Below are 26615 nucleotides of genomic sequence, written 5' to 3' on the forward strand. Positions count from 1 at the left end.
GGTATCTCTACTCCTGATCAGCCTTGTCTGGAACTTCTGCCGGAGTTGAAACCTGTGCGGCTGGCATAAATTCTAGTGTCTGAGCTTCTAGGCCCTCACCTGTGACTGTGATGCTCACTTGGGAGGAGTCTGTTGTCTCGACAACGATGACATTCCGTCCTTCGCTGAACCATGTTTCTGGGAGGGTCACTGTCTCAGTATCAACCAGTTGCCCGTTGATCAGGGATGAATCAGGCAATTGTTTGGAGCTGACTTCGCCAGACGCTGAAATGACATAGATTGTCGGGTTGTGGGTCTGCTTCGGCTCGCTGCTGTGACGGATAACTGTTTTCAGTTCTGGCTGGACCCCGTTGACGGAGCCTGTTTCTATCTTAACACTATTGCTCCCGGGCTTTAGAGAATCAATTTCTATCGATTGACCGTTCCCTCCTAGTGGACCTTCTCCTGTGAAATCTTGTGGGTAGTCGTACTGCTCCCCATTGATTTCAACAGAAGCCTGCTCCGGAACGTCTCGCTTCTTGTACGTGAGGGCATATGGGACAGACCCCTCAGCACTGCTAATTTCTAAGACATCGCCTTCTAATTCCTGTCTTGGAATATCGCAAGAGATTGGCTTCGTGAGACCATCTGGGTTTCTACAGAAATTTTCTCCACTGGCACTGACTGTTGCACCAACTGTCCCGGCACGTTCGGTATAATTCAAGAAGTACGTGATATTGAGATTATCAGCAGAAACTTCAATCTTATCTAGACCAGGCTCAGTTTCGATATCGGACCCTGTGATGGTAACCGAGTCACCACTCCCAACCCTCTCCGTATTCATCCCGTCACCGGCTCCCTGAACGGAAACGCTTTGCGGAGGTTCCAGTTGGAGAACGTGGGACTTCAACTTAAGATTGTTCCCTATTGCCCAGTCATTCCGAGCGCTCCTTTCGGCCTCAATAATGACCTTGTCTTCAGGTCTTAGTTCGACTGTTGAATTGCTCCATCCGCTGTCATCTATACCGTAATACCAATCGTTATAGTTCCTGTATGGGGAGTTGACACTGTCTGGATGTTTTTCCGCGTGGTAGTTATAAACCGTTTCATTAGGCCCATCAGCTCTGTCAATAATTACGCTGACATCGTCCTCAAACTCGTAGTGGTGGTGTTCATGATCGTCGCTGGTCGAATACCCATCATAGTTGTCATAATTGTACTTATAGTACGACTTGATCTGAACTGTCTCTGTCTCACTGGCCTGATATACGGTTGTTTTGTTTGGAGAGCTATCCGAAAGGTCAACTTCTCCGGTACGGTGACTGTGCCTTTTCTGAGTGGTCTTCAGTGTAAGGTTGATATCGTGTGGAGAGAGGTTCCCTGTGTTGTTCAGTAGAACAGCGGTGCCATTCAACCTTCCACTATCTTTTTTCACCGTCTTGGTATAATTTTCTCTTAGTTCGACAGAAACATCTCTGGGGTCACTGTTTCCTTTGATTGGTATCTCGGACCCTGACGGGTCTGTCCAGCCAGTGTTGGTGATTTCTTCGGCAGAAGCGCTCCCTTGTATCGTCAGTTGCTGGTTTTTCGGCTTGGTGTTTCCGTCAATAGTGGCGGTAGAAGTATAGCTACTTCCTTGGTACTGTTTTCGAGTGGTTCCGTCGGTGTAAACTCCCTCTAGTGTTACTTCAACATCCTCTGCGTTCTTACTATTCCTGAAAATAACTGGCGCTGCTACTCGAGAGCCTTGGCCTGCAATATCGATGGGTCGTCCTTTTGGTGGTTGGATGGTGATTTCGTTGTTAGTAACAGTACCGCCTGATTCGAAGGCGGAGTATTGGTTACTACTGTCTACAATCTGTAGTTCGCCAGTCTCACTCATTTGGAGCGTCGCGTTTTCCGTCGCTACTAGTTCGGTGCCTGTCGGTGGGTTGACGAACAGGTGGTGTTCACCTACCGGGACGCCGCCGAAGTTATACCGGCCTTCAGAATTTGTAGTAGTCGTACGATGGGTCGAATAGAGGTGAACAGTAGCCCCCTCAACGGGCTCTCCGTTGGAATTCACAACTCGACCGTTGATTTGCGAACTGGTTTCACCGGATTGACTGTCACCTGAATTTAGGCTGTCATCACCGTCTGAACCAGAAACATCTTCGTCTATTGAGCCATCACCGTCTGAATCAGCACCATCATTTGAATTAAAAATCCCATCGTCACTGGGACCATCGTCAGTGAGGTCGCCGTCTGAATCGTGGTCAGTGAGATCTTCTCGTAATTGGCTTCGTTTGACGGGGTCAATAGATTCTCCATTAGGAGATTCGTTCCCGTATTGATTGTAGTAATCTAATATCGCGTTGCGGGCATCTTCTCGCGTGTCGAAAAGATACGGAGTATCGGAGATGTTGGAGTCTCCATCCAAGTAAACTACCTCCCCGTCAATAACGGCGGCAACAATGTACTTGTCCTTGTGCTCATATACTTTCCAGTCGGTTTGATTAACAAGAGTGTCGCTAGTCTGAGTTGGTTCAGGGTATGCGTCTGGATCTTGATCGTGTTTCGTTCTCCATGCAAAGATAGCATTCTCGGCAGCACTGACAGAATCGAAAATATATGGTTGCAGAGTTGTCTCCCCGCCCTCTTCTAGGTACGTCACATTCCCGTTGATCTCACCGGCGACAAGATACCTCTCCCCATCAGCCGACTCGTATATCGTCCACTCCCCCTCCGTCTTGATAGCAGTGAATCCACTATCAGTTTCTGTGATATTTTCATACGCCACGTCCCCGGCTTGTGCGGTTCCAGAACCGCTCCCACCTGCCCCAAAAGGAAGGCCCGTAGTAACGAGAACGATTCCGACAATAGCGATAATAACCGCAATTCCAGCGACTTTCAGATTGCCTCCTATCAGATCACCAATCTGCCCTGCGAGCGGCATAGAAGAATACTGCTTTTTTATTTGCTCTGGAGGAACACGCCCTGGGTCCTCACGGCCAGAGTCGTAATTTGGGCAACTTGAGTTTGTACAGGCAGATGCATAAATCACCTCTTCTTTGCCACTACCGCTAAATTGCGAGGCGTAGCTTTCTGATTTTTTCAGTCCTTTTGTCCAACAGTGAGGACAGACCATTCCGCTTCTTGATGTAGTACTGATGTCTTCGAGGGAGTTATTAGCCACTTTAATCACCAATGAGTCCTGTTTTGTAGAGGGCAACTGCGACCATGTTGTGTGTCTCCCGTGACAGGTAGTAACAACATGTTAACAGGTGCTTAGGTTTCTGTTAACTGTAATAATTGGACACCGCACTAAAAACTTCTGTAAATATCGGTTCTGGGTGAAGCAATCAGACTAATTGAGCCTCATACCGGTGATTTTGCTGATTACAAATAGTAGGTATTCCTGACTTGAAGACTCTCCGCCTAGTAGAATAATGAAACCCGAGATGGTGAGACCCTAGTGAATCTGCCTTTACTGAAGGGCGGCTAAAAATCCGGCAGGTGGTGAAGACAGGGTATAATCCTATTCAACTGGGTTCTTGACAGTCGAACCGTTGAATACCTGCAAAACCGTCCCGAGTTCCTTTTCTTCCAAGTCAGTCTGCTCTTTTGCGGGGCCACTTATTTTGACGAGTTCGTGACCAGCAGATGGATCGTCAACGCCAAATAGTGCCTGCAGCAGGGGGCCCACTTCCCAGATGCCCGCTTTATCTTCTGCCTTCTTCAAGAAGTTATACCGATCTGAAGATAGCGTTTTTAGAACAGACCGCTTGCCTGTGTCAGACATGTCCGGTTCAAGGATCACGGTATATGAACCGTCCGGGTTCTGAGTCATGTCTTCTTCGCTCCGGTATTCTTCCTCCTCGATGAGCTTGTTTGCTTGCTCCTTTGTTTCGACTTTTTTCGTCACCGTGACATCGAGGTCTTTGATATCTACTTCGCCGTATCGGTATGCCATGATGATGGCGTTTTTCCATACCCTGTCTCGCCGGCGTTCGTGACGCATGTATTATTTTAAATCTTCCTCAGCATATAAAGGCAGTGGCCAAGAACCGCTTGCTTCTTTGTTTCTCATAAAAATACTTGAACATAATTTATGGGTAGCATTCAACTATTATCTATGATCATCTACTGCCTGTTGTTGGCCTCCCCAAAATAATTGTACCTAGTACGTTCAAGATATCACAAATAATGTTTGGAGCAGAGTGGTTGGAGACGAAACCAGACGAGCGAATTCCAGTTCATACACACCCTTCTCAATGGCTTGTGATAAAGCAGGTTTTCCTGTCGGTATTCATGGCGATAAACCTGGTAATGCTACTGTTTTGGGATGTTACAAGAGGTGTGGAAATTTTTGGTTACAATGCGAGACTTCTGATAGCTCTTGCTATTCCTCTAGTTTTTATTCCCGTCGTGACGGCGCAGCTCCGGAGGTTATCAGTACACTACGTTATCACAGAAAGAAATCTTTGGGCCAAAAGGAGAATCTTTGCTAGAAACGTAGACCCTGTCATCCTTACTCGAGTACAGGACTGCCGCTATGAACAGGATTACTTTGACAGACTTGTCGGTAAAGGAGACGTCTATGTTGAGACGGCTGGAACGGGTGACACAGATGTTGTATTGCGAGATATCCCTAAACCAGCCCGTGCCGCTAAGTTGATACGTGAGAGTATGAAGGACGAGTCCCGCCGCACTCATTCACCGATTTAGAAACTATTCGGTTTCTTTCTTCAGACGTCCACTGGCTTAGATTTTGTCTCAGCTAGTTACTATTCCGTAGACGTACAGGAACAGTCCAGTTCCGATAATTGCGTGTCGGAACCATATGTGAAGTTGGGGTGCTGCGGTTGTCGGGAGAACTGTCCAAAGGAGCACTCCGACAAAGATACTCACAATACTGTTCCACACAAATTTCCCTAGGAGATTTTCTTCCCAGTCTTTTAGACACCGGACCCACCCAATGTCAAGAACTTCGAGGACAGGTGATAAGAACAGGTATAGCGATGCACTCGAAATAGATATCAGAATCCCGTTCGCTGAGAGGGTGGCGAATGGCAGTTGGTCGGGGTCCAGGTTTAACAACACAGATGGTGAAATCTCTACGAGGGGCCCCATATGGACGACACCCCCAGTTATGACCATACTGGTACAGAGCGTCCCTACCTGTCCCTTGTACCCAAATATAGTTCCTGAGACGTTATTTGATATATTCGTGTAAAATCTATCGAGAATGTAGGCGACGGGGAGAGAATAGATGAGCAGAATCGGGAAAAACTGTAACGACATATAGAGCAAACCAGGATTGATTGTAGTAATGATGGCGTACGAGAGCCCATAGAGTACCAGCAGTTGCAGTTCTCCTAGGGGAGACCACCGGTCAATACTGAACTGTTCAGTTGGCTGGCTCACTATTTTACCAATTTGGATGCTGCTGCGGGTCGATAAGTAGAGTGCTGCTCCGACATATACGGCTGTTGCTAAAGTGACGGTGGCAGCTCCCTCAGCCCACGAAAGTGGGCGGTAGAATTCAGTAAGAATAATAGCAGGAGTCACCCCGATAACACTTGATATAAATGCGGTTCCACTTTTCCACTGCTTGAGTACAGCGACACATTTTTCGGTTGACAGGGTGAGTGCTGTTAGAAGTTGATTCGGTGCGGATCGGAATGCTTCCTCGTCGACTTTTGAACTTCGAGTTACTTTCGGGGGAAGGAACCCATCACAGACGATGAGAACGTATCCAGCTAATATGCTAAGAATAGATCCTCGGAACTCCTTAGCAAGGGGGGTTGTCCAAGTTGATGAACGCTGATCTGTCTGAGACTGAGATTGAGACTGAGACTGTGTTTTGGTCTTCGATTGAGACTGTGTTTGGGTTCTATGTTCAGTTCTGGAGTGTCGATCTGTACCGGACCGTGATTTTCTCTTCCCTCCCTTCCGGCGTTGCCGTTCAGAACGCCAATCCGAAGTGGTAGAATAGTCAGATGAATTTGTGTTAGTTCCGTTCGTATCCTCTCCCGGCTTACGATAGGTCTTCCGTCGACGTCGGTACTGCGACGACCTTTGCTTGTTTGATTCCGTCTTGTCTTGTGAATCTTCTTCTGAGTCCTGTACTGACCGTCGATGCTCTCCTGGTTGGTTATTTAGAAGTGTTTCCTTCGCCTTTTTTGCTCTGAGAAATTTTTCCGTGGCGTTTGGTTCATCAGAAACATCCGGGTGATGTGATTTGACCGCTGTTCGGTAGGCTTCTTCAATTTCGCTTTCGGCAGCGGTCTCTGACACGTCGAGGACTTTGGCGGCGACACTACGCTTCATACAGAGATGTGCTCACTCGTGGAGCGCTGGGAGATTTGATTGCATTGTTTCCATGTCGCTTTCACTGAGTTCGAATTCTGCATCGATCTGAATACCTTCTCTGATGTTGTGTTGTTCGTCAACTGCTTCGACGTTGATTATTCCGTCAGCATCGATATGGATATGTATCCGATGACTAGCTTCATCCCGTTCTTTCGGCGGATATGGGCCGAGGGTGAACTCATCGACTAATTCGTTTTCTTCAAGCGATTCTGATTCTCCTTGGTAAATTTTGAACGTGGAGTGGGTCTGATAGTCTTCGAGCGGTGTAGTTGAGACCTCTGTCTCGGCAGGGATTGATTCGTTTTTCGCAATTAGAGGCTGGAAATAGAGTTCTCCTGTCTTTTCATCGGCCAGCCCTACACCGATTGTTTGTGGAAGGACATCGACTAAGACCGGCTGTGAATCGTCGCCAAGAATGGGCTTATCGGTTGAATGCTCTGCTTTTGGGGTGATGTTCGTCTTGGCAGCTGACGGCACCGGTATATCTTGGCTGATACAGGCTTGGGCCGTAGCGCCCAGTGCGACGATAGTATCTGGGTTAATCCCTACCCGTGGTTTTTGACCGAATAGTTGTTCTATAGCATTTTGGATGGCAGGCATACGGGTCGAGCCCCCAACTAGAATCACATCATCAATATCAGATGGAGTGACACCAGCACTCCTGAGAAAGTCTTTCGTAATATCGAGTGTCTCTTGGGTTGGACCCGCAGTTATCTGCTTGAACGTATCTCTGGTGAGTGTCTTCTCGAAGTTGGCTGTACTACCATCTTCTAATTCAACGTAGGGCAGTGAAAATGTGGTTGAACGGAGAGAGGTGAGTTCGTGCTTTGCTTTCTTTGCGGCTTCGAATAGCCGGGCTTCGACTGTGGGGTCAGTAACGGCAGGCCTGCTTCCATGCTCTTGCTCTATCTGGTCCATCAACCATGAAACGATGAGCCCATCGTAGTCGCCGCCTCCAAGATCGTCGTTCCCGTCGACTCCTTCCACCTCGACGATACCGTCTGTAATATTTACAATTGAACAATCCAGAGTACCGCCACCGAGGTCATATACGAACACAGTCTTCTCTGAACTCGTCTGAAGACCGTAAGCAAGACATGCTGCAGTAGGCTCTGAGATTATTCTGTCTACAGTGATCCCAGCAATTTCTCCGGCCTTCTTCGTCGCCTTTCGTTGCTTTTCGGAAAAGTACGCAGGAACGGTAATGACCGCGTTTTCGACGGGGCGGTCCAGTTGCTCTTCTGCGTCTTGGATGAGCTTCTTCAAGATGAGTGCGCTAATACCTTCTGGGCGGTGTGTCTCGTTTCCAAGAGGGAATGTATCATCATCGCCCATGTGACGCTTGATGGACTGGATGGTATCTTCAGGGTTACTCACGGCTCGGTTCGCTGCTTGCTTTCCAACGAAAACCTGGTCTGTGTCCCAGTCGTAACTGACGACAGAGGGCGTTTTTAGGTCTCCCCGCTTATTTTCGAGGATTTCGAAGTCTCCGCCGCTCACGGTCGCAATAACACTGTTCGACGTCCCTAGGTCAATGCCGATTGGAGGTGAAGTTTGAGTCATGAGAATACTAAAAATTCGAAGTTTCTGTGTTAGCTACCCCTACTAAATACCAGGGGAAGTATTTTTATCCTATAAATAATGTATTAGTACTCAAATGGCGTATATTTTATTGTACATTGCATCCTCAGAGAGTGTGAAAAACTTACGCGACGGAGAGGACCTGGCTTGTCGACTGGCAAGAAGTCGCGGGCTGTCTGAAGTGGTCCGGACGGTCGAGGACGGTGATGAGGTAACAGATATTATGGCTTCTGAGCGAGGGTACGTGACAATCGAGTCGGGGTACATGATGGAGTTCGTCGACGAATCTGACACCCATTTGCCTGCTGTGGATGTGGCGAAGATGAATGATCGGAGAGCGTACCGAGTACCTTCTGACGCTGTTGAATCTCTCCCGGCCCACATATTGAGCGAGTTAGAAGAGAAAGAATATGTCCGAATACGTGGGGAGTACAGCTCTGACCGGAAGGAATTCTCAAATGTGTCGTTAGGGTGGGAGGCGAGTAACAAGAACGCGTGGGACCTAATGATGGAAGAACTTGACCGCCGGGATGTAGTTAACCCCGTTCTTGATTACCTAGTGTTCGAACATGGGTCTGACCGGTGGACACCTGAAACGATTGCTGAGGCTCGTGGTGTGCAACCTGAAACTGTTCGGAATAACATTCAGAACATCCGGACGACAAAGGATCAGGATAGCAGCGAACAATCTTAAAGAAGGAGAGATTCAGTTTTCAGGAGGCTTTATCTCATCTTGCTGGTCGTATTCTCGCTGTTCTGCTATATACTGTAGATATTTCTCTTGTTTGGATTGAGGCGAAGCAGACAGACACTCGCCAAAAATATAGAACCACGAGAATAGGGCTCCAGCAGAGATGATGGACAGTGCCCAACTATTGATGGAGACGATGGCGATTCCGAATGCAGCGACTGATAGAAAATTTTTGAGTACGTGTCCGAGTGAGGGAGACTTGATTTTCATATTACAAGCGTGGGAACGTTGTATTGTTACTTGTCCGTGATGAGTTCCTGCCGCGCTGGCCCGCGGGGATGAGGTCCTCGGAAGATGTCGCTGCAGTTGGAGCATTCCCAAATTCCACTGTGCCCGTCGTGGCGCTCTTCATAGACGATATTCTTACACTGTGCCGGTTTGGGCCCGCAGCTCGGACAGTGGACATTGAACGTTTCTCCAATATACTCTTCATTCCCTTCTCCTGCACCTGTCGGCTTTAGACCGACACCAACTACAATCCACCCATTATCCTCTATCGAGGCGGCCTGGTTTCGGAGCGCCGCTTCAGAGGTAAACTGTTCCCCCCACTCGTTGTATGCAATGGACTCACCTTCCGCGAATGTAGAGTCAGATACGATCAGGTCTAGGGCTTCTTCGGCTTCATCAGTCCCTAGCTGGATAATTGCGTCTCTTGCAGACCAGGGGGATTCGGATATTGCCAGAGGGAGCGATTGGAGTCCTATAGCTAGGTCGTACGTATCCTCTTTGTCGTGGGCGAAGAGTGGGTCTGGTCTATCTTCTCTGTTTTTAAAAGCAGCGGCAGCCTTCGAGAGGGCAATATCATCGGTAGCCCCATCGACAATAGCAACGATAACGTGGGCCTCGGTCCAGGTACCATCGCCACTGAAATATCGCTGAGAGTGTAATTGAGATAGCTCAGAGTCGGTTAGCATTGACTGGACGGTTTCCTTATCGGTTGTCTTGCAGCGATTCTTGTTAGATCTGGTCATAATAGTAGATATTTCGAAGACATTCTCGTACTTAATTCTAAGCCTTAATTAGGCGACTTGAAAATGTCGGGAGGTAGAGTTTACTCGAAGAGACACTGGTTATGTGCCCGTTCGCCTGTGAGGGTTGCTTGGTCATCTTCAACATCTGGGAAGAGTTGCTTCTGCGCTCCAGTGTCTTCGTTGTTGTCATCACTGCGGCGGTTCACTCGTCGGTCTGCTTCCATTTCTCCGTCAGGATTGTCTAGTTTCGAGTTATTGGGCCTTGGGTCGTCTTCAACCCCGAAACCTTCTAGACTCTCCTCACTGTCTGAAGTATCTTGGCTGCCTTTTTTACTGTTTGCTCGGTTTTCTCCCCCGTCGACACCATCTTGAGATGATTCGCCCGATTCGATACCGTCGACGAGAGAGGCCTGCTGCCCATCTTGGTCAGCTCCCTCATCAGATTCTTTCTCTATCTGTGCAGTGTCGCCACTGAGGGTTGATTGTGATTTGCTCTGAGACATGACTCACTCAAGCAATTTGACCGAATACTCTCGTATCAGAGGTAGACGTAGTATGGTAGAATGTGAGAGATCACACCGAGTAGAAAGAAGGCTAGGTTGTACACTGGATTTCCTGCAGTAGTCACACCAATGCGTACATGGTTGTTCGAGATGGGTTTCCACGGTCGAATGAGAAGGGTTCCTCCTGCTGTCGATAGTGTATCTCCAAATAAGTGTGAGAGAAATCCAGCGAGAGTCCCAACGTAAAGCAGTATTGCGAGAGCCAGATTCCCGAGTAGGGGCGGACTGGTAATGGCGAAGGTTGTCCCCGAGGTGAGCCTGATAGCGGCATGGAAGACTCCAAACAAGCAGCCAGAGATGATAGCTGAAATGAACAGCCCAAAAACAACCGTATGGGTCCACCCGTGGTGTTTGAACGGGACAATCTGCTTGTTATCTATATCAGGAGTAAGCCCCCCGGCGATTCCAGCCAGTCCTATCAGCGGTGCCCAGAGAAAGAACCCCCCTTCTAGTAGCAGGAGCGTCAGGACCGATGTTGATAGCAGACCCAGTCCGAAATGACCTTGTTTATGCATTGTTCAGTTGATTGCTAGTTACTATCCAAAATAGTTGTGCTGTATAGACTAGATTGGTGTGGACCCGTTGTAGCAGTACTAATTGGCGACCCCTCACGGGTTTGCTGCGATTGTGATTTCGTAGGCCCCCGCTGTGATATCTTCTTCTAGGTGGTCACGCGGATAATAGGAATATCTCTGTTCGTCGAGAATCCACGTCACAAACCCGTGAGTGTAGGTTTCGAGGACGATTCGGTGCTCAGTACCGACACTACTGTCTCGAACTATGGTGTCGCCAATGGCTACTGTGACGAATTCCCCGTCACCTCGCTGAACTTGAACTTCCGTTTCGCTCCTCGCATCTCGTGCGGGACCGAGACGTGGGATATCTTGCACATTGTACTTCTCCTCGATGCTGTGGTGTTGCGTCGTTGAACTCATGATTGGATATCCTGTGGAATAGATTAGAGTCGGTCTGCTCGTTGGAAATGCCACAGCCCTTGGGGCTCTCTTAGCGGTCCTCCGATGACCTCCTCCGGTTCTGAATCCACATCCACATCGTTAGGTTCTATCTCGCTGTCTGGGATGGGGGCAGATGAGCGGGTTTCAGTTGTCATGAATTTCGTATTCCGGTGTAACCGTTGCGAGACGGCTGTGGGTCGTATTGATTGTCACCTCGATTCTGCTCCCATCGAACACCGGTTCTTCGAGATGGTAGGTCGTCACAACCGCGGCCTCTTCGGTAGAGTACTCGTAGCATTCCCAGTCGAACGAGTACCCGATGACGATTCCTTCGGAATAGGTTTCCCCGATTTCTCGCGGCTCGGTGAATGCGATCTCGACATCGTCCCCACAGTTCGGAGCTGTAATCTGCTCTGGACCATCACCACCAGGAATGGAACGAGGGTCTAACTCCATCGTTCCGAGACACTCTAAGTCACTTCTCTTGACTCTGAGTTCCGTTTCAGACCCTGCTTCTCCAGATTCAACTGCAAACTTGTGATATTTCGACCGACGCTTCGTCAGTGGCGGGTGAAGATGTTCTTTAAGTGAGACAGTATTGGTGATAGGGTTGCTACCTGATGCTTCATCGGGGATATCACCAGATAGGAATGTTCCGATTCGGCGGAGGGCAGTCAAGACGACCGGGTTTTCCTCTTCAACACTGACTTCTCCAGTTGGAAGTGACAGCGGTACTTCCCGGCTTATTGAATTAGTTCGGTCAATGGGAGTCGTCGAACAGAGTAGAACTCCCTCATCACCGATTAGCAGCCACGGATATTGCCCGCAGGCGATGATATGGTAGTTGTTGCGGCTATACCGCCCATTGTCGATCAGGATTCGAAGTGCTCGTTCTGCGGCCGTCCCGTCTATTCCGTATCCGTAGGCCTCCGTGAGCAGACCATCGATACAGCTCAGATACGGATCAAACGTTTCGAATCCAGAGTATGTGTCTGGAATGCCTATTAGTTCCTGACCATACTTTTCAACGTACCCACTGAGATCCCCGCCAGAAACCCAGCGGACTTCGTGAGTTGCTGCCCTGTGAGTATCCCCACCGGTGTACCCTCCGTCGTGACGATGGGTCGTCAGACCGTATTCGGTGTCCGGGGACTGCCACTCCCCGACATTCTCTCGTTCAGGCGGTGCGGTTAGGTATGCAGCGTTTGCTATCCCTTTGAGCCCGCCGGTCGGCTGTGCATCTCCACTTCCGAAATTACTGAGTGTTGTCGTCATGTGTTCCTTGGACTAATCGACTGATTTGATACAACCGCTTGCTCGCATCCTGGCGGGGGGACTGAATACTAAATCGGAGATTCTCTGTTGGGCTGTCTTCGATTAGATTTGCTCTCGCCGACTATGTGCGGCTGTCCGCAGCCGCCGCAGATATGATTCGATGGTACTGCTGATATTGGTGAGCGACGACTCAACTCCTGATTTTGTCTCTCCAAGTGCAGTGAGATGATGTGTCCGCTCTGGAGGGGTGATTCCGAGAACCATTGAGATAGCCCCTGCAGCGCATTCTATAGCCAGGTGGGTCCTAGTTCCAGGCTCTCCGTTATTATCGTAGTGAGCTCCGAGCAGATGGTATTTGATGATATTTCCTGCTCTGATACTTGGTCTACTGTCTTTGATTGTAATGGTCGGCTCGAACGTCATTACGTCCCGAGTGATTTGCCCACCCCCGTCGAAATCTGCTTGGTGTGGTTTGACAGTTGACAACCGGTATTCATCGTCGTCAACTAGACGCTCTACTAATTGTTCAATCACGCTTGCAGATAGGGAAGAGAGGTCAATACTGTATTTTTCGAAAGGTCCTGATAGTGACTCCACCTGTGAGCGGTCGAAGTATGCACTGGGCCGTGTCCCTACGACGTCTTCAGGCCAGTACTCTGGGGAGCCTGTGAGATGGTTTTGACAGTCTACTTTCCCCAATCTATGATATCTGGCTGTGTTTCCGCACTTTGGACATGCTCTGCCAGTAATCGGCTCCCAAATCCAGATAGCCGTTTCGCCTTTCTTGATAGAGACCCCTTCGTCATTCCAGACATCAGGACTCTTAAGATAGTCCGCTGATGGAAACTGCGCCTGGATTAAGACAGTATTCCGCCAACTATATTCTGGAAATGTGGCTTGAGTACGGAGCCAACCCTGAAAGAATCGCTTTTGCTCGGGTGTGAGCTCGACGCCAGATGATTGGGTAATAGTCTCCGTGAACGACTCCGTTACTGAACTCATCAACTCCTCTCTGTTCTCGGTTTCCGGAAAAGAGAGCGAATATGAGTTGAAAGGAGTATTGTTAGCATCGGTTGAAACAGATTCCAGCATCGCGCTCAAATCGACGTTGGATTTGGAAGGCATCAAAATGAGGACAGGGACAGCAGAGGCTAATTTTGGCTCACAGACAACCGGAGAGTAGTGTCTCAGGTCTTAGTCGGCCTTGATTCGCGGAGCGAGTAGCGTCTCCACTTCGGCATGCGAGTCTGCTACGCCGAAGTACATCTTGATCGGGAAATCGTCTCCGATTTCCATCCGCACGGTTTCGTCCTTGGGGACCATCCGGTCGAACTTCTTGAGATAGTCGAGAGAGAATAGCGAGTCTCCCTCGCCACTGGCCTTGATGCTTTCCACGCCGTCGACGCTGGTGAGGTCCAGGTTGACGTCGTCGGTGTCACCATTTGCATAGATGGTTGCTCCGTCTTGGGTGTAGCAGAGACCCATGTGGTCCGAGACCATGTCGGAGGCCGTCACACCACGGTTCAGGACACTGCTGCTCATCTTGATTTCGGTGTCGAGCTGCAGGTCCGGGATGTTTGGCTCTTGCCGGATTGAATCGGGGTCGATGAGAGCCAGCGTGTACTCGAGCCCATCGACAGTCACTGTCAGTTTCCGCGTTGCGACATCGAGTTCGAGATGGACAGTGTCGTCAGAGTCCCCGACAGAGAGCACATCGACCATCCGATTGAGGTTGATGCCGATGACTCCAGGGTCCGCCTGATAGCTCTGGAACGCCCGAGTGCTCATGTCTAAGTCGACCATCCCCACGTTTGCGGGATCGACTGCTCGAATGGCGACTCGGTCCTCGCCGATTCGGAATTTCGCTTCGTCGACGAGGTTGGTTACTGCGTCGAAGATGCTCTTCAGGCGAGAGAGTTCGATGGACGCTTCGAACTGAGCAGGCGTGTTCCGGATGTCGTACAGCCCCTTGCTCTCGTCTTCATCCTCCGGTTCGTCTGTGGGATTACTTCCCTCTGCTTCTTGTTCGTCGGGGCTATCTTCGTCGCTCTGTTCCACGGTCGGTTCGAAGTCCTCTTCGCCGGCGTCCTCACTATCTGCTTCGTTGTCCTTGCCGCCCTCGTCTTCATCATCTTGACTACCCGACTCGGGTCCATCTTCGGACTCGGCATCGTCGTCGGTCTCGATGTTATCCTCGGTCTCGGTTTCGACTTCCGGCTCTGCCGGCTCCGTGGGCCCCACGGGTCCTCCAGTGGGGAGAGTTTCTGCGTCGGTGTTGTTCAGGCTCTCAGCTGTCGATGGTCCGACTCCATCGATTTCCTCCCAGTCGCGACCATTGGAAACCCCCGCACGGAGTTCTGCCCAGCCACTCAGTGACTGGATGAGTTCGCCTACAGGAGACGACTGGATATCGATGTGGTTCTGGAGTTCGCCGATGGTGAATGGAGTGTCGGTGCTACTGTCGGCTTCTGCTGGTGTCGTGGACATAACTAATCACTTGAACTAACTGCAAGACCGCGCACTTGTGCTACTCAGCCCAATACCTTCTCATTGGAGTCGTCAATCCGACCGTATCGCGGCTATTCAGATGTGGACTGACCAGCACAAGCAACTGCTAATCGCCTCACTCTGGCCGTGATCACTCAATACCTTCCAGACCGGCCCTCGGTATTGAGTACACTACTCGCGTCTCTGGACGTATGACTGCTCGCGCTCCGGAGGAATATCGTGCAGGAGCCCATGAGCGCTGAGTTCTGCTTCAACTGCATCAAACATCTCGTCGGGGGTCTCCTCCTTGATGTGTTCGTCGAACAGGTCAGGACAATAGAAATGGTCGCTGAAGATACTCTCCCGCATAGCCCGAATCCGCTCCCAGTTCGGCTCCGAACTATACCGGTTTGACTTGTCGTATTGGCCGTTTGTAATGAGGATGGCAGCGTAGATGCCTTGGCAGATTTTCCGGGCATCTGAGGCGTACTCACAGTCAGCATTTGGACAGAGCCACTGCTGATAGCCTAGAACGTACACCAAAGCGTTCAGTACACTTGCGGGGATGGCCCGAGTGCGTCTATACGTCACAACGCTGTCGGTACTGCCGTCTGCATCGATATCTGGGAGACTCATAGGTTTGAATCAGTCGTGTGGTACGGTCCGGAAGCCCCATCATCACGGCTATAGACCAGCCCGTATAGGCTATCTACTCAATACTAAAGCGTTCAGAGGATACGATTCCCTTCTCTCAAGGCCAACTCTACTGTCAAGGGCATTTCTCCCCCATGATGAGGGGGGGCTCTACACCTACTGCTCTGGCGCGATTCGTGGGAGATTTGGCTTGCTGATCCGTTCGACTTGAGCCTCGAACCACGGGGGCATATCGTGCTCTGCATTCTCGAACACATCGAGCAGTGAGGAATCAGCTAAGTACGTCGCCCCGTAGTCATCGGGAGTCCTGATGATACGACCGCAGGCTTGAATGACCGTTTCAAGAGCGTTCCGATAGTACCAGTTCCACCGACCGTCTTCAAGTCGCGCCGATACGGCAGAGTCGCCGGTATTCAAATAAGGGGCCTTGCAGATTACCTGCCATCGAGCGAGGTCGCCGGATAGATCGAGAGCTTCCTCCATCTTCACTGAGAGGAAAACGTCGTTGCCGTCCAATGCTTTCCAGTTCACAAGTTCAGCATCTCGGTTTTCTTTCCCGTGTTGTCGGATTCTCTCTCCGACACCGATTTTTGTTAGCATATCGGCCAGTTGCTCTTGAATAGCGTATGAGTGGCAGTGGATGAGTCCTTTCGTATCACTGTGTTTTTTCATCACTTGAGCAACCACCCGGGCGATTTTCGGGAGTGTTTCATCCCGGTGTTGCATGGTCATTTTTCCCTGAGTCACATCGTACAGTGGCCTGTTCTCAACAGGGAAGGTGTGAGGCACCTTTACCATTGCTACGTCGCTGGGTGAGAGGCCCATTTTATGACAAAAGGCGTCCTTATTCAGAATTGTCGCAGACAGTAGAGCGAATTTATTCCCTCTATCCCAGATAGTGTGCTTCAGATATCGTTCTGGATTAAGTGGTTTAATTGATATTGTACCGTGGTCGTCCGGCTGATTCACCACCCATTCCGTACCAGCGTCTTGGGACTCGAAGTCCGCTGTGAGCCAGCTGATGTCCCCCCGTATCCGATATATTTGCTCTCTCTCGGCAGTCTCTCTCCCATTCAGCACTTCTTTTGTACTCAGTTCATCTAGACGGCGGCCACTGATAGTATAAAGGCGCTCGCAGAACCGAACTGCCTCTTGCAGGCTTGAGATATTTGGCACATCTAGTTGATCCCAAAACGGAATTGTCGAGGGGGAGAGACTGATTGTGCCGTACATTTCTGCCCACTTCCCGAGACCGTGGGCCTCGTCAATTACAACGACATCTCGTTTTCCGAATAAATCGCTACTAGCGGTTTGCATAAAGTACGCGAGAGTCATTGCCGCTATACGACTGTCTGCTGCTGTCGCTCTGTCTGTGAAATATGGACACCGATGCTTGACGTCACAGTCAAACCCAGTCTCCCGAACGCACTTGGCGCGGCTTACCGGGGTGTCGGTCTGCCCTGGGAGAATGCAGTTGTAATTGTTTTTCCCTCTGACGATACAGAGGTCCTCAAGAAGGTCGTCGTCTTCAACATCGTCTAACTGAGACACTTGAGGTGTCGTGTAGTATGCATCATATACCTCCTCGCCGTCGGCCTCGCGATTAGCTCGGGCACACCCCGCTATTGCTCTAGCCAGCAGTGACTTCCCGCTGCCGGTGGGAGCTTGTACGAGAACTATATCGGCACCTTTCTCGAAAGCCGCCTGAATATCATCGAGGGCTTGTTCCTGAGCCCCCCGGTAACCAGGGGCCGGGAACTGTTCATGTATCCGGGAGGGAAACACGTTATCAGGTATAATATTTTAGTAGGTTAAATTTCCTCGCCTTCCCCCCCTCGACCAATAGTGAGCCTTAGCTGTCAGTTCGATGTGAGGGAGAACAAAGGATATCGACTAGGAGGTCATTCCACTTCATCAAGCCGGTTGCGGAGTATCCGTAGGACTGCATCTCGGTTCCATCGAGCTTCTTCTGCCTCGATGTACTTCCTGACTTCTGCTTCTGTGTGAAGGGTTGCTGCGAGGCCTCGGATCGGACGCATCGAATTCACATCCAGATATTCAACGAAGTGTCGTGAATCATCTGTATCGTTTGCTTCTTTGGAAGATTGTGATGAGTTTTCAGGACTGGTCGATTGGCTATCGACAAGTGTGGACTGAGCCATGAATGCACTGTAGCAGAGGGCTGAATACAGGATGAGAACTGTTCGGCTTTTTCGTCAACGGAAGTTGGTTTCTTGCCCGCCCTTCTATTACCTTTCAGTACACTCTCTCTCTTTGAGCGTTCCATTGCCTCCGAAGACAACACGAGTACAGTCAGGTTCCAGCCCGGTTTCGTTGGGTATCGTGGGGGAATAGTCTTCTACTCCTGAGACAGTTTCGTTGGAGGCTACAGGCGTGACAGGCTCACAATCGGAGTGGTTGGCTGGCTCCTCTGGAACCCCTTCCGTTGAGCATTTGTAACTATTGACCTCCAACTCATAATCTGTCCTCGTTTCGTCGCTGTCTTGGACATACCCTGAGCAACCGCTGAAAAGTAATAGCATGACCGCCAGCCCGATTGCGAATTGATGAGAGAGAGGCTTCATGAGCCTGTACACTTGCCTCGGAGTTCTTTTTTCTTAAGTGCCATTTTCGGTTACTCTACTGAGTGCAGCGGCAGTCGTATCTGATATAATCACTATTTCGTGCTTTCTCATCGTCTCACAATTGGGGCAATCAAGCCAGATTTCGTCTTGGTTTGGATTTGTCGTTTTCAGTGGCCCAGTTATCCCACATGTTACACACCGAGCAGCCCCCACCCATTTCATATCGATATCGTCAACACGCTCACCCATTCCCAGACCCCACCTCGACGAGATTTTTACTAAGAGTTCGGCTACAAGCGCTTGTCACCATCCAACACCTGCATTCCACTTTAGTACCAAACTTATCTGTAGGTTACTATTTGTTACGCTTTGCTATCAGAATTTTCAAAATCAGTCAGAGTAGCGTCGTCTGGACAGTGTTGTCGCCTTCTCCGGATTCAGACTGTGATGTTTCGATGGGGCGTGCATCCCGTTTTGTTATTCCCGGAAGTTCTTCTTGCACCGCCGATGTCTGATTATATGCTTGTTCTGCTCGTTCAATTTGACGTTCCACAGCTGATGATGAGAGTGAACATCCATCACCACATGTCTCGCAGAGTGTCGCCTGCGACTGATCTGCAGAAGCGACCAACCGTTGGAGGTCATCTGACGACATACCCCCATGCCCAATGTAATTGGTCGGTTCCATTTGTCCCCGAAGGATCGCATCGTCTCGACTGACACTGATGATATCATGATAGACACCGGGGAAGTTTTCTTTGAGTATTGTCATTTTCATCGGGTTTGGGCGAGTTTGCTTCCGTAATCTGGCTACCTCGCTAGCGACATCAGGAAACTCGTCTTCAAGAATATGAATCCGTCCACGGTATTCCTGAGTCCGCTTTTCAACGTTTCTCAGCCATTCTCCAAACTCTGGGTATTCGCTTTCAATCAGAATCAGTTCTTCGGACCGGTTCCCGTACGCTAAGCACTGACAGTCTCCGCTTCGATGGATTTGCTTTGCGACAGGGTTTCGGGGGAGGTCGTGTTTGCGCCGATATTTATGCACCCATTCGTCAGATTTGTGTATCAAAGGACTGACCCACCACCCTGTGAAGTTCCCTCCAGATGTGGCATCGGAATACTGGACCTCAGCAGAGATATTTTTCATCCGGCGGTCTGATTCTAACTTTCGAACTCCAGAAATGAATTTGACCCCTCCACTCCGCCGGCGGTAGAGGTATGCTAATTGCCGTCCCTTGAAAGAGTGATATGCGGCTGTGTGCTCTTGCGCCCCTGGAAAGCCGTATCTGTAGCTAAAGGTATCCAATTCGACGGGCGATGAAATGATAATAAGCGGCCAGCAGTGCTCCTTTGCGACCCGCCTGACGTAGTCTATATTTTCAGGTATCGCTGAATTTGTTGCTAAGTGAACGACCACATCTGCCCATCCTTTTTCCATCGCAAGATGAGTGAGGGCGAGTGAATCGTCTCCGCCGCTGAATAGAACAGCCTTGTCTTTCCCGTGACCCACACAGCTCGTGTCGAGGATTCGGTCGCTCTCAAGGATTTCAAGGGGATCGCTATTCGGCTGAGGTTTTTGTATCGTCTCTGTGCGTACAGATTCGTCTGGAGCGCTAATATCGTATGGGTCAATCGATATCATCTGAGTTCCGGCTTAGCAGAGATTCCGAATACTGAGTGAAATCGGGAGTCTATCTCTATCCACTCCGAGCCATGCTTAGAAAGGTCTTGGATGCACTGCCGCTATTCAATTCAACTGGGCACTGTTTTGCCTCTGGTAGAGGGTCTATGTGTTTTTCAACAGTAGTATCCCAGACATTTTTTGTCAACCACTCTCGCTCTTCATCTGAGAGACCCTTGTAGTCCATCTTTTTTGCAGTCGACTCGATGTGGTCTACTGCCCTTTGGAGACTTTGATACGGTCTACCCTGCGAGAAAGTCCCTATTTGTTCTCTGTGGATGGGGCCACCGTTCTTTGGTTTGTAATAGCCAATTTCGGTCACCCATTCGGAATCATTCAAACTGCCTTCAACCGAGAGGGAACGCGTATACCCGCTACCAATATCTTGTCTAAGTCTGTATGCTATTTTCTTCCCGTTGTTACCAACGTGTGGACTTCGTTTGACTGTGTAGTTACCTGGAGGGTTGGTGTCGATTTGACGCCAGATTCTCCATGCAGGGTGTGACCATAACTCTGGGTCGTGATTCTCCATCCATTGGACAGCTGCTTCGCGACTCTCTTCAATTGTCCATTCGGACTGTATTTTCGACGGCCACTGTGAAGGTGTGACCGATGCTCCCGTTCCAAAAAAGCGGCGGTCTCTGACAGACCCAAAAGAGAAATCTGAGCAGTTGTGTTTTAATTGGACTTCGCGGTCCCCCTCTGGGCCACTCCACACGTCTCCCCTATACACTGACCCGGGTACGTACTCCCACCCATTAATTTCGTCTGGGAATTTTGGTATGTAGGACCAGTCTTCGCTGAATGGAGTTCCATCTCGATGAGCGCTCTCAATTGTCCCAGGGCACCACTCATATAATGAGTGAGCGTCAGAGTCACCGCTACTACTTCTCCTGGCTGCATCGCGGAATTGTTGGTACTGCCTGAGGTCTTCTCCGTAGTCCACATTCCAGAATCCTTGTAGCAACTGTATGAGAACGGTCTCCGGAACCTCAAGACGATACCAGAAGTGAGCTTTACTCCAATGTGCCCACACGGAGAAGAGCGTATCCGCGCCGTCAGTGGGGGGTTCTTCTTCGGCTACTGAAACCCAGACCGCTTTGTTCCAAGGCCACTCCCCGGTGCCAGTTTTGTCGTCGGTTACGACCCACACTTCGTCGCTGGCGCTCGAATCAATGAACTCCTTCACTTGCTCATATTCTGGCTGTGCCTCACGCCAATTGCCGTCTGGAAATCGATCTGATTTAACCCCGAAGTCAGTTAGTGTAGCCGTCGACGGTGAGAGATCGTCGTGAGTGATACTGTTGGAATAGTCTGGATGTGTATCAAATTCAATTGTATCTCTTGATGGTTCGTCACTCCAATATGCCGGCATACTGGGGTTTTCGATTGCCTCGGTGAGAATAGATATCGCATCTTCTTTCGATGACACATGGCGATACTTGTAGTCCTCATCAATGAACAACGCACCGAGTAGCGCCCACTGGTCGTCTCGACAGGGGGGCCGGATACTTACTTCTAAAGCGTCGTCACTCATGGTGGTATTTCAGCATCAGACTGAATACTCTCAGACTGATTTAGACGATATCTGCTCTGAACTACTCTGTCACAATCCGTTGCCAACAGCTACCCGTTCGCGTAGTCTTCTAAAGTGGTACTGACTGTCTTCGTTTCTGGCCCTGGGTCTGGGTTGTTTTCGCATCGAGTTGTTCCACTCTCTGTAGCAACGGACTCAAATTCGCAGGTGGGTTCTTGTTTCACTTCTCCGAATTCTCTGTGCCGATACCATCGGACGGTCTCGTTCTCCCGATAGTTTTCCCGGAACCACTCCATCCGTTCTGAGTGCATTCCACACTGCTCGTTGTCCTCTATGCAGTAATGGTTTCCATGAGCCCCACACACAGGACAGGAGATATAGTATGCTGGATGCCTGTTCCAGGTTGTTAGGGTATCCACCGAAATCCAGTTCGGCTCTGCACTAGTTTGACGGTAGCCGATATCAATTGGAGTGTTCGCCGACTGGGATTCTCCCAGACCGGTCTGCGGTTTTTCGAAGTGACTGATGTACGTACACCGGATATCGTTGGACGGATCGAGGATATGCACGCCGGAGTGAGTATATCCCCACGCGTCGCGCATCCCTGTCATTGTATGGCCGACTGTTGTGACTGTCGTCCCGGAACCGAGCGCAGCGTCTAATTGTTGTTTTATAGCTTTGATATACCCACACGGCCCCCCGTTTCGAGTGATATTCCAGTTCCACCCGTGGGAGTGTGGCCAAAGAATGACGTTGTCATAATCTAGAGATGGGATTGCTTCGGTTAGGTCGTCTGGATGGATTTCGATTCCCCTTTTGTTTCTACCACTCCCCAGACGCACGGAAACAATCCGGTCTGCGGGCCCTCTATATGGGACGATGCCGTCAACGAAAGATTCTCGCTGCGCCAAGGTGGATTGGAATGGACTCGGTTCTTCCCCCCATATGAGGGCGAGTGTCTTCCCTGCTGGCTCATCAAGTGTCTCTAACACTTTGGCAGCAGTTTTGCCACGAGACAGATGGCTGTCGACCCGGGTATATTCCATGTTGAATCCTCTCCCCTCGACGAGTTCGTTGGTGGAGCTGGTATTAGGCTGAACACAGTTTTCCACTTTCGTATTTGAGCACGTTGTCGGTTCTGAGGCTTTGACGGCAACAGTGAGACACCAGTCGTCCATTCGACCGAGCTGCTGGAAGGCACTGACACTGACTGGTGTGAGGGCCGTTTCGTCTGCTGGGTCGATTGTACCGTGGAACCCGAGTTGAATAGCAAGCCCGCCCTCTTCTAGTACCGACTCCATCCCTCGGGCAATTTGTTCCCCGTATCCAGGCCACAGTTCGGGCTCTAGTCCATATGTCTGTGTGTGTTGGTTCAACGAGAATGGAGGATCGTAGACGACGACATCGTATGTCTCATCAATTTCGTCGAACAAAACCCGCGCATCTAAGTTGTACTCTGCGTCGACGTCGTCTCTGAGGTCATTTCTGTCAACATCAGAAACAGGTAGTCTAGTTTCGCCGGCGCAGACGTTCAAAACTTTATCTTCTGGTTCGATAAAATCTAAAAGATGCTTCCTCACCTTATCGTTCTCAAACGACATGGCCCCAGCCCGGATAGAATAGTATGAGAGAACCGGTGGCTCTCCTGGGGCTGGTAATCTGTTTCTGCTCATCTACTACAGCATAGTCCTGAAATACTCGAGCAAGGCTACGAGCCGAAGACTCTGAAACTCAGCCATACTTCGATTGCCTTGAAGCAATTCTTCTGCTTGAGAGAGTTTTCGCCTTAGAAGAGGGACATCTGAGTTTTCTGTGACACTGTTAGGAAGATATCTGGGAGACACGGCCCACGATAGAAGAGATGGAGTTCAGTTCGTTCCCAGGAGTCACTGGCCTTTGAGAGATCGTGAGAGTTCCATCCTAGTTCGACCACCACTCCACCTGGCTTGATGAGACTACTAAGGTTCTCGCGAGCAGCGGCCAGATCGCCGGCGTGCCAACCCTCGTAATGCTTGTCAGCATTTTGAGGGTCAAACGGAGGGTCTAGAATAGCACTATCGAATGACCGCTCTTCGAAAACCCCGTTTTCCAAATCACAGATGTCTTGGTGGTATTCAGCAGGCCTCTCCGGATTGAGGTCGTTTCTGATAATTGTCCCAGTGCCACTTGTGAGGTGAGTCTCCCCGGCGCACGCATTAAGCGTCCGCCCCTGTATCGCATCTTCGACGATGGTACGGATAGCACTAGTTTCGAACGTCCATTTTGAAACAGCTGCTGGAGACCCATCTGGTTCTCGTCCACCAACCGAGTGAATGTCGACAGTGTATCCCGGCCCCTGTGGCCCCGTGATGATACCTTGTTCTCTGAGGTGCTGCTCTACTTGTTGGTGACCACGGCGGACGTTCTCTGAAACTGTCGAGGGATATACCCCACGTTGCTCTGCCTGCTCCGTCGGACTCACATCGTTGATGACGACCGCCTTGTAGTCTTTCCGCCGTGTTGGGCTGATCACCTCGAGGCAATCTTGGATAGATGTCTCCTGGGTCTTCGTAGAACCGAAGCCGTTTGTCGTATCGCTGTATGATTCTGCCATAGAGGTCAGGTTTTGCGAAGGACCGAATACAAACTCCAATTTCCGATCCGTCCTTCGAATATTGAGTTTAATAAACTAAGTACGGAAGTGGATATAACTCACCACCACGAGGTTTTCTGTATTATTTGGAAAGTAGCCCTCAGGAATAGTAAATACAAACTACATTTCAATGACAGTATATTTTTTCCCAGATGGAGGTTAAAGAGTCTCAAAGTCCCATACTCAGCGTTTTGCGATTCACGAGATTGCTCCAGAATCGGACGTATATTCTAAATAGTCAAACAGCCTCCAAATCATTTAAGTAGTATCGCAGGTTGAACCGTAATAGTACAACAGGGAACCAGACACCAGCGGCTCACCGGTCAACGCCAAGAGGACGAGAAGTAGGACACTCGTCTCTTTTGTTGCCGGGTATGTAAAGCTACCGCCCTTAGAAATAGCGGTAGCTCTGGATAGCGCTCTGAAATGATTAGCGGAAAGCACATCTATCAATGCAAGATTGGCGGAATGAACTGCGACGGAAGATGAACCGGCATAGAAACAGTATATCGGGTTTCGGAGCGATTGCCCATTTTCCACCTCACCCGGGAACTAGAGCAGGTCAAGGTGCGATTGCACTTGGAACGACCTGCCTTTGGGAACGAGCTGGTACCACGGCCGTCGCCAATGAAGAAGAAAGCCGGACTAGGAGTGTCCTGTGTGATAGGCCACAATTGATTTCTCAGAGAAATCCCTGTACGGGACGGAGTTTAGATATCTTCCAAGGACTCTGCGAGCGCCAGGATGCTTTCAACACCACCACCCACTGGTACCATATTGTTACCATTCCTTCCCCCTTCCCGACAGGAAGGAAGGAAGGTGGTACCATCCTGGTTCCATACCTTTCATCGAGGGGGGCGGCGGCATGACGCAGAGAAAGCAACTGGGCTGGCGCGTCCCACGTATAGAGTGGGACCAATTCGTTGCATACGTTGAAGAGAAATGGGACGAGCTGGGTCCATATCTCCGGTTTGAGATGGAAGCAGCAATGCGAGAGTTCTTGGATCGGGATGAAACCCTCGCCAAGGCAGAATCGCTGCTCAGGAAGTACCTTGATTCGCGGGGGCTTTCTTCTTCATCAACTCCTGTGCCCTCAGATATCGACCACTCAGATACGGTAAAATTGGGACAGCGTGTTAATGCTGGTCTGAAATCGGAGTTTGCTACATTTGGAGATGAGCACTATCAAGACTCCTACGGCGGGGTTCTAGCCCGTGCACTCAACGCGTATCGGAAGGGAGGCCGGTCTCGACGTCTTCTCGAGGGGATTAAGCAACTAACAAAGTCTCCGTCATCAACTGGTACCAAACCTGAATCTGATGAAAGTGATTTAGGACGGCGTAACGAGTCTGGTTCCACTGTCCAGACCGATGAAAGTCTCTCTGACTCTGTTGAATCGCCTGGCCTTTCATCGTTCGCCGACTCTGGTACCGCTTCAGAGGATACCTCTGGAGTGGACCCCAGCATAGTAATGGATATAGCTGAGGGACTTGACGACCAATTCACAGAATCTCAATTAGCGAAAACTATTGCGAAGACTGTATCCGGTGATTCTGAGACTGTACAGAACTATATTGAAGCCGTTGCTGAATACAAGAACTGTGTAAAGCATCCGTACTCGCCTGTTTATATACCAAAGTCGGAGCGAGACAAACGCACCTTCTGGTGCGATCTAAACCGTGAGACCAGGGCAGTTCGTTTGCGACGCCTCATCGTGAAATCTGCTCTTGAAGCGGGTCAGGAAAGACATGCTTGCACGTACCGGGAGGTACAAGACATGTTTGAGCAGAATCTCGGGAAAGGCCCATCTCACGACTATGCCTACACGCTTATGGAAATTGCTGGAAACGGCGAAGGGTTCAGATACGGAGAATTCCGAGGGCAGAAACAACTTCGAGTGAACATCCGGAAAGTCACTCAATCGCTCATCAATGAGGTTACCGAAAACTATCCTGTCTCGGTAGAGGGTATAACTGTCAATGGGGAGGTGACAGCGTACACTGCGGACACCCCACCGCAACAGGAGGGGGCTGCAGACGACTAGCTACCTTCCAGGGGAACTGGTTAGGCCGTTTCCAGCTCCGCCCCACACAGTCCGCATGTGACGAAATCGAGAGAGACGTCTGCATCGTCAATGAAGCAGAGCGTAGTCCCGTCACCGATATCTGCTCCCTCTATATCCTGTAGCTCCCCCCGGTCTACCGTCATCCCCACGAACTGAGCAGGACTATGGGTGAGTGACCCATTGAATATGTCCTCGTGGCCGCACTGAGGACATCCTGTCTGGACTGCGATACCGATACCTTGGTTGGGATGGTGCACAATTTCGTATTCGAATTGGTCTGGGAGCCGCTCGTCTACCCGTTGTGCAACCTGTTTGCGGACTTCCTCACGGTTACCGGTGATATCCTTCTCGTATTCATCGAGTGCCATTGAGACCGCCCTCGATACGTCTCCGACGCCTTCCAGATGTTCGAGGGCGGCGTCTGTAAGATCGCAGATTAGGTCCTCAACGTCTTCACTCTCCATGTCTGCGGAATCTGTTTCGTGGCAAATGCGAGCGAGCAGGTCCTGTGGATCAACTTCACCGTCGGCTATCTTTCGTA

General features: G+C 50.1%; 21 protein-coding genes. 4 read left to right on the plus strand and 17 right to left on the minus strand.

Annotated features, from left to right (window positions below; translation table 11 throughout):
* Window positions 1-7: 7 nt before the first annotated feature.
* Window positions 8-3154 (minus strand): carboxypeptidase-like regulatory domain-containing protein, encoded by a 3147-nt coding sequence (locus tag D3D01_RS15880; protein ID WP_147439921.1) that lies wholly within the window; start codon window positions 3152-3154, stop codon window positions 8-10.
* A gap of 342 nt (window positions 3155-3496) precedes the next feature.
* A complete protein-coding gene (locus D3D01_RS15885; protein WP_121512871.1) occupies window positions 3497-3979 on the minus strand; it encodes a hypothetical protein in 483 nt (160 codons plus the stop codon).
* Between the two features lie 185 nt (window positions 3980-4164).
* Between D3D01_RS15885 and D3D01_RS15890 the strand changes: the two genes are divergently transcribed.
* A complete protein-coding gene (locus D3D01_RS15890; RefSeq protein ID WP_121512872.1) occupies window positions 4165-4686 on the plus strand; it encodes a PH domain-containing protein in 522 nt (173 codons plus the stop codon).
* Window positions 4687-4734: 48 nt separating this feature from the next.
* Here the strand turns inward: D3D01_RS15890 and D3D01_RS15895 are convergent, their stop codons facing one another.
* Both D3D01_RS15895 and D3D01_RS15900 read right to left on the minus strand, forming a co-directional pair.
* Entirely contained in the window at window positions 4735-6291 is a 1557-nt protein-coding gene (locus tag D3D01_RS15895; RefSeq protein ID WP_121512873.1) for a DnaJ domain-containing protein, read from the minus strand.
* A gap of 12 nt (window positions 6292-6303) precedes the next feature.
* Window positions 6304-7896, minus strand: coding sequence for an Hsp70 family protein (locus D3D01_RS15900; protein WP_121512874.1), 1593 nt, complete (start codon window positions 7894-7896; stop codon window positions 6304-6306).
* Between the two features lie 286 nt (window positions 7897-8182).
* Between D3D01_RS15900 and D3D01_RS15905 the strand changes: the two genes are divergently transcribed.
* Window positions 8183-8608 (plus strand): hypothetical protein, encoded by a 426-nt coding sequence (locus tag D3D01_RS15905; RefSeq protein ID WP_147439922.1) that lies wholly within the window; start codon window positions 8183-8185, stop codon window positions 8606-8608.
* A gap of 293 nt (window positions 8609-8901) precedes the next feature.
* Here D3D01_RS15905 and D3D01_RS15910 read toward each other — a convergent pair whose 3' ends face one another.
* The 5 genes from D3D01_RS15910 to D3D01_RS23445 all read right to left on the minus strand — a co-directional run bounded on the left by D3D01_RS15910 (window position 8902) and on the right by D3D01_RS23445 (window position 12430).
* Entirely contained in the window at window positions 8902-9636 is a 735-nt protein-coding gene (locus tag D3D01_RS15910; RefSeq protein ID WP_121512876.1) for a hypothetical protein, read from the minus strand.
* An 80-nt stretch (window positions 9637-9716) separates the two neighbouring features.
* Window positions 9717-10139: a hypothetical protein gene (locus D3D01_RS15915; RefSeq protein ID WP_121512877.1), complete on the minus strand. Its 423-nt coding sequence runs from the start codon at window positions 10137-10139 to the stop codon at window positions 9717-9719.
* A gap of 35 nt (window positions 10140-10174) precedes the next feature.
* On the minus strand, window positions 10175-10714 hold the full coding sequence (locus tag D3D01_RS15920) for a metal-dependent hydrolase (protein ID WP_121512878.1): 540 nt from the start codon (window positions 10712-10714) through the stop codon (window positions 10175-10177).
* 93 nt (window positions 10715-10807) lie between these two features.
* On the minus strand, window positions 10808-11134 hold the full coding sequence (locus tag D3D01_RS15925) for a hypothetical protein (RefSeq protein WP_121512879.1): 327 nt from the start codon (window positions 11132-11134) through the stop codon (window positions 10808-10810).
* 165 nt (window positions 11135-11299) lie between these two features.
* Window positions 11300-12430 (minus strand): hypothetical protein, encoded by a 1131-nt coding sequence (locus D3D01_RS23445; protein WP_147439923.1) that lies wholly within the window; start codon window positions 12428-12430, stop codon window positions 11300-11302.
* Window positions 12431-13406: 976 nt separating this feature from the next.
* Between D3D01_RS23445 and D3D01_RS23450 the strand changes: the two genes are divergently transcribed.
* Window positions 13407-13613: a hypothetical protein gene (locus D3D01_RS23450; RefSeq protein ID WP_233563423.1), complete on the plus strand. Its 207-nt coding sequence runs from the start codon at window positions 13407-13409 to the stop codon at window positions 13611-13613.
* An 11-nt stretch (window positions 13614-13624) separates the two neighbouring features.
* Here the strand turns inward: D3D01_RS23450 and D3D01_RS25030 are convergent, their stop codons facing one another.
* From D3D01_RS25030 to D3D01_RS15960, 7 genes are all read right to left on the minus strand, one after another.
* Window positions 13625-14386 (minus strand): DNA polymerase sliding clamp, encoded by a 762-nt coding sequence (locus D3D01_RS25030; RefSeq protein WP_394343402.1) that lies wholly within the window; start codon window positions 14384-14386, stop codon window positions 13625-13627.
* Between the two features lie 723 nt (window positions 14387-15109).
* The gene (locus tag D3D01_RS15940) at window positions 15110-15553 is read right to left on the minus strand and encodes a hypothetical protein (RefSeq protein WP_121512882.1); all 444 of its coding nucleotides are present in this window, start codon (window positions 15551-15553) and stop codon (window positions 15110-15112) included.
* A 174-nt stretch (window positions 15554-15727) separates the two neighbouring features.
* Window positions 15728-17356, minus strand: coding sequence for an ATP-dependent DNA helicase (locus D3D01_RS15945; RefSeq protein WP_121512883.1), 1629 nt, complete (start codon window positions 17354-17356; stop codon window positions 15728-15730).
* 1194 nt (window positions 17357-18550) lie between these two features.
* Window positions 18551-19801: a phosphoadenosine phosphosulfate reductase family protein gene (locus D3D01_RS15950; RefSeq protein ID WP_121512884.1), complete on the minus strand. Its 1251-nt coding sequence runs from the start codon at window positions 19799-19801 to the stop codon at window positions 18551-18553.
* 55 nt (window positions 19802-19856) lie between these two features.
* A complete protein-coding gene (locus tag D3D01_RS23455) occupies window positions 19857-21377 on the minus strand; it encodes a hypothetical protein (protein WP_147439925.1) in 1521 nt (506 codons plus the stop codon).
* Window positions 21378-21466: 89 nt separating this feature from the next.
* Window positions 21467-22978, minus strand: a complete 1512-nt coding sequence (locus D3D01_RS15955; protein WP_121512885.1) for a hypothetical protein — start codon at window positions 22976-22978, stop codon at window positions 21467-21469.
* Window positions 22979-23163: 185 nt separating this feature from the next.
* The gene (locus tag D3D01_RS15960; protein ID WP_121512886.1) at window positions 23164-23970 is read right to left on the minus strand and encodes a hypothetical protein; all 807 of its coding nucleotides are present in this window, start codon (window positions 23968-23970) and stop codon (window positions 23164-23166) included.
* A 904-nt stretch (window positions 23971-24874) separates the two neighbouring features.
* Between D3D01_RS15960 and D3D01_RS23460 the strand changes: the two genes are divergently transcribed.
* Window positions 24875-26053 (plus strand): hypothetical protein, encoded by a 1179-nt coding sequence (locus D3D01_RS23460; protein WP_147439926.1) that lies wholly within the window; start codon window positions 24875-24877, stop codon window positions 26051-26053.
* Window positions 26054-26073: 20 nt separating this feature from the next.
* Here D3D01_RS23460 and D3D01_RS15970 read toward each other — a convergent pair whose 3' ends face one another.
* Window positions 26074-26538 carry a hypothetical protein gene (locus tag D3D01_RS15970; RefSeq protein WP_121512888.1) on the minus strand — a complete coding sequence of 155 codons (465 nt, stop codon included), beginning with the start codon at window positions 26536-26538 and terminating at the stop codon, window positions 26074-26076.
* Window positions 26539-26615 lie beyond the last annotated feature (77 nt).

Source organism: Haloarcula sp. Atlit-7R, assembly GCF_003666065.1.
Taxonomy (GTDB): domain Archaea; phylum Halobacteriota; class Halobacteria; order Halobacteriales; family Haloarculaceae; genus Haloarcula; species Haloarcula taiwanensis.